The organism is Paraburkholderia sp. SARCC-3016, from assembly GCF_031119615.1.
GTDB lineage: Bacteria > Pseudomonadota > Gammaproteobacteria > Burkholderiales > Burkholderiaceae > Paraburkholderia.
Genome location: NZ_JAVHZD010000011.1, coordinates 1 through 12,241 on the forward strand (window position 1 = coordinate 1; position 12,241 = coordinate 12,241).

At 62.0% G+C, this 12,241-nt stretch carries 10 protein-coding genes; 7 read left to right on the plus strand and 3 right to left on the minus strand.

Annotated elements, in window-relative coordinates; translation table 11 throughout:
• Positions 1 to 41 precede the first annotated feature (41 nt).
• Both QYH69_RS12710 and QYH69_RS12715 read left to right on the plus strand, forming a co-directional pair.
• Complete coding sequence (locus QYH69_RS12710) at positions 42 to 983, plus strand: cytochrome P450 (protein ID WP_308832214.1); 942 nt, start codon at positions 42 to 44, stop codon at positions 981 to 983.
• A gap of 387 nt (positions 984 to 1,370) precedes the next feature.
• Positions 1,371 to 2,516 carry a porin gene (locus tag QYH69_RS12715; RefSeq protein WP_308832215.1) on the plus strand — a complete coding sequence of 382 codons (1,146 nt, stop codon included), beginning with the start codon at positions 1,371 to 1,373 and terminating at the stop codon, positions 2,514 to 2,516.
• Between the two features lie 48 nt (positions 2,517 to 2,564).
• Here QYH69_RS12715 and QYH69_RS12720 read toward each other — a convergent pair whose 3' ends face one another.
• The gene (locus tag QYH69_RS12720) at positions 2,565 to 3,398 is read right to left on the minus strand and encodes an AraC family transcriptional regulator (protein ID WP_308832216.1); all 834 of its coding nucleotides are present in this window, start codon (positions 3,396 to 3,398) and stop codon (positions 2,565 to 2,567) included.
• Between the two features lie 393 nt (positions 3,399 to 3,791).
• On the opposite strand from QYH69_RS12720, the gene QYH69_RS12725 reads away from it, so the two are divergent.
• The 4 genes from QYH69_RS12725 to QYH69_RS12740 all read left to right on the plus strand — a co-directional run bounded on the left by QYH69_RS12725 (position 3,792) and on the right by QYH69_RS12740 (position 7,888).
• Positions 3,792 to 5,330, plus strand: coding sequence for an FAD/NAD(P)-binding protein (locus QYH69_RS12725; protein ID WP_308832217.1), 1,539 nt, complete (start codon positions 3,792 to 3,794; stop codon positions 5,328 to 5,330).
• 138 nt (positions 5,331 to 5,468) lie between these two features.
• Positions 5,469 to 6,200 (plus strand): PIG-L deacetylase family protein, encoded by a 732-nt coding sequence (locus QYH69_RS12730; RefSeq protein ID WP_308832218.1) that lies wholly within the window; start codon positions 5,469 to 5,471, stop codon positions 6,198 to 6,200.
• A complete protein-coding gene (locus QYH69_RS12735; protein ID WP_308832219.1) occupies positions 6,197 to 6,892 on the plus strand; it encodes a 4-carboxy-4-hydroxy-2-oxoadipate aldolase/oxaloacetate decarboxylase in 696 nt (231 codons plus the stop codon). The genes QYH69_RS12730 and QYH69_RS12735 overlap by 4 nt, the downstream gene beginning before the upstream one ends.
• Before the next feature lie 84 nt (positions 6,893 to 6,976).
• The gene (locus tag QYH69_RS12740) at positions 6,977 to 7,888 is read left to right on the plus strand and encodes a DUF1932 domain-containing protein (protein ID WP_308832220.1); all 912 of its coding nucleotides are present in this window, start codon (positions 6,977 to 6,979) and stop codon (positions 7,886 to 7,888) included.
• A gap of 13 nt (positions 7,889 to 7,901) precedes the next feature.
• On the opposite strand, the gene QYH69_RS12745 is transcribed toward QYH69_RS12740, so the two are convergent.
• On the minus strand, positions 7,902 to 9,191 hold the full coding sequence (locus QYH69_RS12745; RefSeq protein WP_308832221.1) for a LysR family transcriptional regulator: 1,290 nt from the start codon (positions 9,189 to 9,191) through the stop codon (positions 7,902 to 7,904).
• 76 nt (positions 9,192 to 9,267) lie between these two features.
• The gene (locus QYH69_RS12750; RefSeq protein WP_308832222.1) at positions 9,268 to 11,028 is read right to left on the minus strand and encodes a sulfate permease; all 1,761 of its coding nucleotides are present in this window, start codon (positions 11,026 to 11,028) and stop codon (positions 9,268 to 9,270) included.
• A gap of 127 nt (positions 11,029 to 11,155) precedes the next feature.
• Between QYH69_RS12750 and QYH69_RS12755 the strand changes: the two genes are divergently transcribed.
• Entirely contained in the window at positions 11,156 to 12,211 is a 1,056-nt protein-coding gene (locus tag QYH69_RS12755; protein WP_308832223.1) for a hypothetical protein, read from the plus strand.
• Positions 12,212 to 12,241: the final 30 nt, after the last annotated feature.

The window sequence follows — 12,241 nt, forward strand, 5'->3', positions numbered from 1 at the left end:
GATCGTAGCCATGTCGTTCTGTGAGCCAAGGAGTTGGTAGAATGTTTTGTCTTCCTAAGACCGCTTGGCCTCCGACTCCGCATACGCTGGAACGGGAGCGGGGCGTCATCCAGGAGCAACTGGCGCTGGTGCCGCCCGCGCTCATGCGGCGCGTGACCGCGCTCTTTCCCTACTGGCACTATTTCACGCTTCCCGAGGACCGGCGACTCGCGCGGGCCATGGCGGAGGTGCACAGCTATATCCGTAAGATGATCGAGCGCACGCGCGAGCGCATGCACGAGTCTCCCGATGCGCCGCCGCGCAATCTGCTCGAAGCGATGCTCGCCGCGCGCAACGGGCCCGATTCAACGGTAACCGACGAGCAGATCTCCGCGAATGTTCTAACGCTGCTCGTCGCGGGAGAGGATACGACGGCCAATGCCATTGCCTGGGCACTGATGTACGTTGCGGCGGACGACCGCCTGCAACAGCGGCTGTTCGAACAATCGCGTGCGGCGTTCGGCGAAGCCGGAATCTGTCCGGATTACGACGCATTGAAGCATCTCGACCTGTGCGAAGCCGTATGCAACGAAGCGCTCAGATTGCGACCCGTTGCCGCGATACAGACTTTCGAGCCGCTAAGCGACGTGCAAATCGGCGGCGTAGCCATACCGGCTGGAACACGCATGCTGTTTCTCACGCGCCCTGCCATGCTCGACCCGCTGAACTTCGCACATCCGGAAAGGTTCGACCCCGACCGCTGGAGGCACCCGAGAGCGCAATCGGAGGGCGCGCACGAACTGAAGGCGTATCTGACGTTCGGCGCCGGCCCGCGGGTATGTCCGGGCCGTTATCTCGCCGCGGTCGAGATGAGGCTCGTCCTGTCGATGATGTCGAGGCACTTCGAAATCGAACTCGCAATCGACCCGGCGAAGATCGAAGAAGTGTCTGCATTTACGATGGTGCCGAACACCATGCCGGTGCGGCTCAAGCCACGCGGCTGACCGGCGCGCAGACCTGCCTTCGTCATCGCGCTTTGTTTCAACGGACCGCGTTACGCAGCGTTTGACGAATTCGGAGCGGCGATCCCGCGGTTTTCGCCTTCACGGCAACCGCGCATCACCGTTCATAAGCGCGCCCGGGCTATATCGGTACGGAAAATCCAGTCCATCGTGTCTGGTATTCAGGACGTTGCGAAAACAATGTTATGAAATCGTGCCCAATATAGTTCGGGAAACTAAGTACATGCAGTCTTTAAGGATGCTTTTTCAACAAAAAAGGGCATCTGTATAGCGCCGGCTCAGACTCGAAAGATAAATTACAGCCCACTGTCTTGATAAGCCGGCTCAACCGAACCGGTTTTCGACCTTCCATTACATGAGAGGAGAGAGATGAAGCGGGGTCTGTATTTTATTGCCTGTTCAGGTATGTGCGCCGCGCAGATCGCGCACGCGCAAAGTTCTGTGACGCTGTATGGCCTGCTGGACGCAGGTCTCCAATACACGAATAACGTTGGCAAGGGCGGATCGCTGTTTCGACAGACCACCGGCAATGTGAATGGCAGCCGCTTTGGTTTGCGAGGTAAAGAAGAACTTGGCGGTGGCCTTGGTGCGATTTTCGTGCTCGAAGGCGGGTTCAACATTAACAACGGCAAGTCGGCTCAGGATGGGCGATTGTTCGGTCGTCAGGCATTCGTCGGTCTGAACAGCACGAAATACGGTACCGTTACGCTCGGCCGCCAATACGACGCGCTGACCGACACGCTGATTCCGCTTTCGGCGACATCGATCAACTTCGGCGATACCGCGTTCGCTCACCCGTTCGACAACGACGACATGACTCACTCATATCGTTTGAGCAACACAGTGAAGTACACGAGCCTTGTTTATTCCGGTTTGAAGTTCGAAGCGCAGTACGCGTTCTCCAATAGTACGGACTTTGCAGTGAATCGTGCTTACAGCGCCGGCCTTGCATACAGCAAGGGTCCGCTAAAGGCCGGTATCGCTTACTTTCAACTGAACGGCACGAAGAACACCACGATCAATAGCCCCGGCGCGCTCGATGTCAACGAAACGCAGGCGAACAACACTGCTGGCTTTGTGCTCGGCGCGGACGTGCAGCGGATCGCCGGCGCAGGCGTGAGCTACGAGATCGGCAAGGCGACGCTCGGCTTCGTCTATACGCACACGCAGTTCCAGGGCTCGACGTCATTCGGTTCGCAGAATGGAACCGTACGTTTCGACAACTACGAACTGAACGGCAAGTACCGGGTGTTGCCGCAACTGACGGTCGGCGCCGAATACGTCTTTACGAACGGCCATGTGACGGACACCTCGACGTTCGGGTCGTCGCCGAAGTGGAATCAGATCGGTCTGCAAACGGTGTACAGCCTCTCCAGGCGCACCGATGTCTATCTCGAAGGGGTTTATCAGCACGTCAGCGGCCACAATTTCAGCGCGTTCATCTACAACTCCGGCGGGGCTTCGTCGACCGGCAATCAGATTGTCGGCATGATGGGAATGCGCGCGCGCTTCTAACGGCGCGCGGTGGCGCGTGACCGGTCGTCACGCGCAGGCATGAGCGGCTCAGTCAGGCTGAAACGCGTGGCGATACTGACCGGGCGTCATGCCCATGATTGCCTTGAACGTGCGGGTCAGGTGCGCCTGATCCGCAAAGCCGGTCGCGATGGCGATGTCGGCAAGCGGGTGCTGCGATCGCAACAGCCGGCACGCCGCACGGATGCGCGACTGCGTTTGATAAGCATGCGGCGTGAGTCCGACCGACTGCTGAAACGCGCGCAAGAGCCGGAATGGCGGCACGCCCGATGTGGCGGCCAGTGCGTCCAGCGTAACCTTGTCATCGAGATTTTCGACCAGATAGCCGCGCGCGAGCTCGACCGCACGCGGTTCACGTTCGCGCGCGGGCAGCGTGACCGCGGTTTCCGAGTGTTGCAGCAGTAGTCTCGCGATCAGCGCGACCAGCCACGATTGACGTTCGAGTGAGGACGCATCGTGCTCGGAGCGTCTGTGCAGTTCCAGCAGCTCGCCGGCGGCGGCGGGATCGTCGAACGTCGGTCCAAGAAATGCGACGCTCGACGCCGGCGAGTATCTCCGCAGATCCTCCGCGGTGCTTTGCACCATTTGCGCAGAAAGGTGGATGGTTCTGCAACGCCAGCCTGCGCCGTTCACCGGTGTGCCGCAATGCGCTTCTTCCGCGTTGATCAGCGTGAAAGAGCCTGCTTTGGCGATGCCCTGACGCGAGCGAGTGCGCAGGTCGATCGCGCCTTCCAGCACCAGTCCGAGGCTGATTTCCTCGTGAGAGTGCCACGGATACGTGTGGCGAACATAAGTACCCTTGAGCATCTCCGCGTCATGCAGATCCGTCATCCGCCAAACCTTGACGCTGCTGTCGTGCGACATCTGTGCCTCGAAATCAGATTCCAGATGGACCCCCCGACGCAAAGCGAGGGACCGCAAAACAAGACCTTACCGAAATTTGCCGTTTTTGCCCGGCGCGCTGACGCAGCGATGTTTTCCGGGGCGAACGTGCGCCATTTCGGGCATGCCGGCGCGTGACCGCGGCGCCGGGCGAATTTCCTGCACCACGCGTCCCTTTCAGCTTACCGGGCTGCGCAGCGCCCGGTCTTGAAGAATCTTGCAACCGGGCGTGGCGCACGGAGGCACCGCTGCGCGCCTGCAAGATTCTTCAAGATGCGGTACGGAAGCGCCGGATATCGTTCGTCGTGCATGAAAGCAGGAAGCACGGAAACGCTGGCAGCAGGCCGGCGAACGGTAAAACAGGACTTCGATACGATGAAGCAGGACGAAAATAGTGTGGCTCTGGTTGGCGGCGGCGCCGCATGCGTGGCGACGTTCATTGCGCTGGTCAAACGGCGCGCGGCGAAGACGATTTACGTGATAGCACCCGGCGAGATTGGCCCCGGCATCGTTTTCGGAAGCCTTGACGATGACCTGTTATGCAATACATCGGCGGAAGTCATGTCTGTAATCGCCGATGCCCCGCAGGACTTTCTGCTGTATCTGCGTCAAACCGGGCGATCGGTCGACCCGGAAGCGTTCGTGCCGCGCTCGTCGATCGGCGCCTATCTCGCCGAACGCTTCCGCCACTTCTCCGATCTCGCGCGCCGACGCGGCATCAAACTCGTTCACCTGCCGTATCGCTTTCGTTCCGTGCGTGTCCTCGATGCGGGCGGCCACGAACTGAAGCTCGAGCGCGGCGATGCGTCGTATTCGCTCGTCGCGACCGACGTCGTTTTCTGCACGGGCTTTGGCGCGCCCCGCATTCCCGGTCCGCTGAAGCCGTACATCGGACATCCGCGTCTCATCGACAGCCCGTATCCGGAAGCCGACATGTTGCGTCGGGTTCCGGGACATTCACGCGTGCTGGTGGTCGGCAGCAAACTGTCGGCCGTCGATGCGGCGATTCTGCTGTGCCGCCAGGACTGCAAGGTGTCGATGGTTTCGCCGTCGGGCGCGCTGCCTGCGGTGCGCAGCCGATCCGTCAGAAACACGCGGTTTCGCCTCGACCGCGCGTGGCTCGAATCGCTTTTCAGGCGGTGGACGCCAGGCAGCGACGCGTCGTATCCGAAGGGCTTGAGGTATGCCTACCTGAAGTATTTCGTGTACCACATGACGACCCTGGCCGGACCTTCGTGGCGCGAGCAGTTCAGCACGGCACACGCCTATGCCGAGCGGTTGCGAGACCAGGTGCGTCTTGCGGAACACGGTCAATGTCAATGGCAGGACTTGCTGGTCGACCTTGTAGAGGCGATCAATGCGATCTACGCCGGAACGCGGTTTCCGTTTCGCGGCGCAATGCACCCCGCGATGGCCGAGCGCGTCGACCCGTACCTTACCGCGCTCGCCTTGCCGAACGCGAAGAAGTTGCTGAGCCTGATAGACGACGGGCTGTTGTCCGTCTGCAAGGGCAAGCTGCTCGATGTCGTTGCTCCGCCCGACAAGGCCGTGCCATGGTGCGTGAATTTTGGCCAGGGCTTTCAGCGATTCGATGCGATTGTCGTCACCGCCGGATTTCATGCGCCACGCCTCGTTAAAAACGAGGCAGGTGAAATGGAAATCGAAGCGTACGGCGCGCGCGACGAAGAGACGGTGGCGCTATCGCAGCGATTGAACGCGGAGCCGACCCGCCCGGCCGGCGCGGGCAACCTCTGGTTTGTCGGGCCGCCCGCACATTCGCGCGTGCCGATTTCGAGCGCGCTATTCGCCAACGCATCGGTAGCCGCGCGCGTGGCGGAAAATCTTGCATCGGACCACTGTGCCGCGATGTTCGGCGAATACTGTCCTCAAGACGCACCGTGCAGCGATGCGTGATTTGCCTTCAAAACGGTTTCAATAAACAGAATAGATAGCCTCCGAGGGTTCTTCGCGTACCCTTCGCCGGCGCACGGCTCCTAGAATCGTCAGCGTTGGATTTCATTTTTTCGAATAAATCAACGTACAGGGCTGCAGATGGCGGAGAACAGATCGATGCTGGTCGTCAGCGCGCATAGCGCCGACTTTGTGTGGCGGGCAGGCGGCGCGATCGCGCTGCATAAGAAAAACGGTTATCGCGTCAAGGTGGTGTGCCTGTCGTTCGGCGAGCGCGGCGAATCCGCCAGGTTGTGGCGAAAAGAAGGCATGACGCTCGACAAGGTCAAGGCGTCGCGCCGCGAGGAAGCGGAACGTGCCGCCGACGTGCTGGGCGCGGAAGTCGAATTCTTCGATCTCGGCGACTACCCGTTGCGCGTATCGGACGAAGCGCTGTTGCGCCTCGTCGACGTCTATCGCGACGTTCAGCCGGCTTTCGTGCTGAGCCATTCGCTCAAAGATCCGTATAACTTCGATCATCCGCTCGCGATGCACGTCGCACAGGAAGCGCGCATCATTGCGCAGGCCGAAGGCCACAACCCGGGCCAGAAGATTGTCGGCGCGCCGCCTGTCTACGCATTCGAACCGCACCAGACCGAGCAGTGCGAGTGGTCGCCGAACACGTTCCTCGATATCACTGAAGTATGGGACGTAAAGCGCAAGGCAATCGAATGCATGGCAGGACAGGAGCATCTGTGGGAGTACTACACCCGCGTCGCGCTGCAGCGCGGCGTGCAGGCCAAGCGCAATATCGGCATCACCGCGAAGCGCAACATCGAATACGCGGAAGGGTATCAGCGCGTCACGCCGAGCGTGGTCGGAGATCTGTCATGAAGCGCGGCGTCGTCGTAACGCGCATCTCGCGCGCTGATCCGGCCGCGGTCGAAGTGCTGAGGAGCGCCGGCAGCGCGACCGTTCATGAAGCGCAGAGCCGTCTCGGGCTGCTCGCCACTTATATGCGGCCCATCTATGCGGGCGCATCGATTGCAGGCTCCGCGGTGACGGTACTGATTCCGCCGGCCGACAACTGGATGATCCACGTGGCCGTCGAGCAATGCCAGCAAGGCGACGTGCTCGTCGTCGCGCCCACGTCCCCCTGCGATGACGGCTATTTCGGCGAACTGCTCGCCACCTCGCTCGCTGCACGCGGCGTGCGCGGTCTGATTATCGACGCGGGCTGCCGGGACGTGCGTGCGCTGAAGGAGATGGACTTCCCGGTCTGGTCGAAGGCGATCTCGTCGCAGGGCACGGTGAAGGAAACGATCGGCTCGGTCAACGTGCCGGTGGTGTGCGCGCAGCAACTCGTGCGTCCCGGCGACGTGATCGTGGCCGACGACGACGGCATTGTCGTGGTCCCGCTCGAGACGGTCGCCGCGGTTGCCGAAGCGGCAAAGGCGCGTCTCGTGAAAGAGGAAAAGACGCGCAGCGTGCTTGCCACCGGCCAGCTCGGCCTCGACTACTACGGTATGCGCGACAAGCTCGCGGCCAAGGGCCTGGTCTACGTCGAATCGGCCGACGACCTTTAACGCAGCCACGTTGCCTCGCATTGTCGTTCGAGATACGGGCGGACGCTAAAGCGCTCGCCCGACATGAAAGAAGGAGACACCTCGATGCACGATGCAGCGAGTACGACGGCAATCGCAAGCGTAGCGTTCATCGGGTTCGGTGAAGCGGGCGGTATTCTCGGCGCGGCGCTCGCGAACAAAGGCGTGCAGGTGTCGATGTACGACCGCCTGCTCGACGCTGACCGCCCGCATGCCGAGGCCATGCGCGACAAGGCGCGTAAAGCCGGCGTGCGTGCGGCGCCGGATCCCGCGCAGGCGTTGGTCGGCGCGCAATTGATAGTGTCCGCGGTGACGGCTGCTTCGGATATCGAAGTAGCCGAAGCAGTGAGCCGCTGCATCGCGCAGGACCAGACGTATCTCGACATCAACTCGGTATCGCCGCATACGAAGCAGCACGGGCAACGCTGCATCGAAGCGGCGGGCGCCCGCTATGTCGAAGCCGCGGTCATGGCGCCAGTGCCGCCGTATGGACTGAAAGTGCCGATGCTGCTCGGCGGCACGACCGCCGAAGCGCTTGCGCCACGACTGCAGGCACTCGGCTGCAATGCGCAAGCCGTATCGGCGAAGGTCGGCGTCGCGTCGGCCGCCAAGATGTGCCGCAGCGTGATGATCAAGGGCATCGAGGCGCTATCCGTTGAGTGTCTCGCGGCGGCGCGGCATTACGGCGCAGAGGAAATCGTGCTGGCGTCGCTGAAAGAGACCTTCGGCAAGATGCAAAACGATGCGGATGTGCCCGGCTATATGATCAGCCGGGTTGCCGAACACGGGCGCCGGCGCGCGGAGGAGATGCGCGAAGTCGCGCAGACGCTGCGCGACGCAAAACTCGACCCGCTGATGAGCGAGGCGTGCGCGAAACTGCAGGACAGCGTAGCGGATGCCATGCAAACGCGCGGCATGCGTTACGAGGACGTCGTGCCTTTTGTCTGGCGGGACTTTCTCGACCTGCTTGCGCGCTAGGCGACCGCACACGCTAGGCGACCGCACGCCTCGATGCAAGCGGATTGAATTGCGCGACGACCTCGCGAATCGCATCGATAAGCTTGCGCGCGGCCGGCGACGGGTCGGCGAATGCACGCATCGTCAAGCCGATGTCGCGCTCGGTGTCCGGCATCGGCACGTCGAGTACCGCGAGCTGGCCCAGTTCACATTCGTACTGCATCTGGTGCGCGGAAAGCGCGGCCACCATATCCGATTGCAGCAACAGGCCGCGAATCATCGCAAGATCGGCGGTTTCGACCGCGGGTACGGGTGGCGCGAGCCGGCCGCGCTCGAAGAGCGCGTCGAGAATCGCGCGGCTCGGCGAATGGCTGCGCGGCAGCACCCATTGCATGTCGGTCAGCTGTTTGAGCTTCAGATTGCGCACGCTCGCGAGCGGATGACCTGGCCGCGCCAGCACTGCCATCGGTTCGGACATCAAAGCCTCCGTGACGAGGCCGCTTGCCGGATCGGGCTCGCGCACCGCGCCGAGAATAAAGTCGATATCGCCCGCACGCAGGCCTACGGCGAGCGTTTCATAGGCGCTTTCGTCGGTAATGACGCGCACGCCCGGATAGGCCTTGCTCAGACGAGCGACTGCGGCGGGCAGGATCAGCGTGCGCGCGAGCGGCAGCGCGCCGACGAGCACATGCCCGCGAATCGTGCCCTGCAATGCCGCGACGTCATCGGGCACGTGGCGCAATTCATTTAGCGCGCGACGTACGTGAAGCACGAAGATCTCGCCGTCGGGCGTGGGCTGCAGGCCGCGCGCGCTGCGATGAAACAGTTCGAAGCCCGCGCCTGTCTCGAGCACACGGATCGCGCTGCTGACCGCGGGCTGGCTGATGCCGAGCGCGCGTGCGGCGCTCGGCATATGCCGGTGGCGTGCGAGTTCGACGAGCAGTTGCAGACGCCGCGTATTGAGCAGCGACGACGGCACGCCGCGCGGCCCGTTCAGGCGCCGGTCCTGCTGCCGCGTCGCGCACCATGCGGCCAGCGTTTCGAGTTCGCCGAATACACGCTGGGCACGCTCGAGCACCGTGCGGCCGGTCGGTGTGGGCAGCATGCCCGACGGATGCCGCTCGAACAGCGACACGCCGAGCGCACCCTCGAGTTCGTGAATCGAGCGCGTGACGGCCGACTGCGCGCGGTACAGCGTCTCGGCCGCGCGCATCGCGCTGCCGTGCTGCGCAACGCGAACGAACACGAGCAGATGCGCGAGATTGAGCAGCTCGCGCGTTGCGTGCGTATCGGTAACGGGCGGGCGAGGGCGATCGACGGTCATGGCGCACAGTGGACGAGTGGCGGTCAATGATACGCGACGCGTTCGGCGCTTTGCCGCGAAACGGGCGGTCGCGGCGTCACCCGCGTCCTTCCTTGTCGCTCGTGCGGGTCTCCTTTTTGCCCAGATGGTACTCGACGGCGCTGTTTATGGTCGGATGAAATCGTTCGGCGCCGACGAGTTCCATCAGTTCGAAGCGTTTGAGCTTGTCGCGCACGGGGTCCTTCATTTCGGCGAAATGCAAGGTGATCCCGCGCTCGTTCAGTATGCGAATCAACTCGAGCAACATATCGGCCGACGTCACGTCCACGCTCGTAACCGGTTCGGCTGCCACGACGATCCTGCGCACGGGCGTCGGCGATTCGTCGACGGCTTGTAGCAGGCGCTCCTGAAATAGCTCCGAGTTCGCGAAAAACAACGGAGCGTCCCAGCGAAACAGCAGTAATCCCGGAATGCGCGTCGCATTCGGGTAACGCTCGATGTCATGGAAGCCTCGCACGTCATCGACGCGACCGAGGACCGCAAAGTGAGGCCGCCAGCCATCCCATAGAAACTCGATGACGGCGATGGCGACCGCGATGCAGATGCCCGTAATGGCGCCAAAGACCGCCACGCCGACAAAGCACACGATGGAAAGCCAGAACTCCCACTGCTGGATGCGATAGATCCGCCTGAGGTCCGCGATTTCGAAGAGGCCAATGGCAGCCGCGATGACGACGGCGGCCAGCGCGCTGTTAGGCACGTAACGCATCAGGTTCGGCGCGGCGATCAGCAGCACGGCGACCGCCAGCGCACCTGCAACACCGGCCAGTTGCGTTCTGGCACCCGCGGCTTCGGCCACCGGCGTGCGCGAAGAGCTGCTGCTGATCGGAAATCCCTGAAATAGACCGGCCGCCAGGTTGGCGGCGCCGAGACCCACCATTTCCAGGTTGGGGTCGACGCGGCTCCGGGTTCGCGCCGCAAAGGTTCGCGACAGCACACTCGTATCGGCAAACGATATAAGCGCGACGGCGCAGCCGCCGATGACGATTCTGGTCAGATCGACTCTGTTCGCCCAGGGCAAGACAAAGGACGGCAGACCTTGAGGAATCTTGCCGAGCACCTTGACGCCGAGGCTGTCGAGGCCGAACGCGCTCACGCATAGCGTCGCGAGCACGACCGCGATCAGGATGCCCGGCACCTTTTCAAAGCGTTTGAGCAAGAGGATCAACGCAAGGCTGCCTGCGCCTACCGCGAAGCTGTACCAGTTCGTTTTGCCGTCGGCAATGCCTATAACGAGGCTTAAGAGACCCCTTAGGGGGCCGTCCTCATCGATTCTGATAGCGAAGAGCTTCGGCAACTGGCTGATCAGGACGGCAATCGCGATACCGTTCATATAGCCGTATCGGATCGGTTTAGATAGCAGCTCGGTGACAAAGCCGAGACGCAGTACGCCCATGGCAATGCAAAATACGCCGGAGACGATCGCCATCATGCTCGCCACGGCGATCGCGCGCGACGGATCGCCGCTAGCCATCGTCGCGACGACGGCGAGAATCGGCGCGGCAAGGGCGGAATCCGGGCCGAGCACGAGAATCCGGCTGGGTCCGAAGACAGCGTAGGCAAGCAACGGAACGATGGTCGCGTAAAGGCCGTATACGCCCGGTACACCCGAAGCCTCTGCATAGGCAATGCCGACCGGCACCAGCATGGTGGTCAGGACAAGGCCGGCGGCGATGTCTTTCGGCAGCGAGCTCGCCTCGTATTCCCTTAGCATCGTCACGCCGGGCAGCCAACGCAACCACCCGTGATCGTTCCTGCCAGAGCGTTTGGATTCGCAAAGGGATGTGTCGGGTTGCATGCGTCGATCGCGTGAGATCGCACCGGCCTCACGCACGGATGGTTGGAAGCTGTGCCGCCTGGCGCTTCGATAACGCCTAGAATAGTTGAGGGATGCAAAAGAGAACAGTGCGTCAGGCGTCGTTCGCGTGGCTCTCGAGGCGCCGCTGGAAGCGAGGAATAGACAGATGGCAATGCTCGACTGGCTACTCAACCGGAATCGTGCGCAGCCTGGCTCGCCAAACGCAGCGCGGATCGACGAAAGCATCGAACGCATTCTGACCATACATCCGCGCCTGCAAATGGCGCCTCACTATGAGCAGCGTCTGAAGCCCGCTGTATCGAGTTCTCTCCAGCACATCGACGGCTTGCTCGCTTCATTGCCGCCTGCGCATCGCGCCGATGCGCAGGCGTGGTCATCCGATTTTCACCTGCGTGCTTTTTTTGCTACGCCTGACGTGTTGCTGGAGGCGTTCGCGCGCGCCGAAGAACTGCGGTTGTTTTTCGACCGGAATCCCGACTCTGCCGAAGCCTATGCGACGCTGGGCATGGCGATGAATGAGCGGCATTTCCTCGGCGTCGAGCTCCAGGGCAATGACGTCCGTCACGACGTTCCTCAGACTTCATTGCTGTTCGGGGATCATCGCGTGCGCATGTGCAGTCGCACCGAGTCCGAACTGCGTGACGAGATTGGACATCGTCTAATGGACCAACTGGTGCTCGAGGGCATGGCGAAGCTGACGAACGATCACAATAAACTGCTTGACGAAGCGCGCTCGCTGCTGCAAGCACGCAAGACGCTTCTGGAACAGCAGGGCACCGGCATGCGTTCGGTAGTCGGCGGTGAATCGGCGGACGAGGCGGGACAGCTCGAACACGTGCAGAAGCAACTGGAAGAAAACGCGCGCAACCTCGGTGAGATCAGAATGCCGGGCAAAACATACGACCTGCAGCTCAAGGGAATATGCGACGTTCTGGCTAATCCTGCGGCGCATCTGTATGTCAGCTCGAAACGCGTTCGCATCGACCTGATGAACGTTGTCCGCGACAAGGAAGGCTCGGGTTGCCACGAAATCGAGTTTCATTTCGCGCGCATTCCGGGTGACCCGCCCCGGACACGCGCTTTTGTGCTCGTGTGCTTTCCCCGCACGGAACTGATGCCAGGCGGGTTGCGAATCGATGCCGCAATGCGCGGCCTGATCTGACAGTCGGATCGCATCGCGTATCGCCGGCCC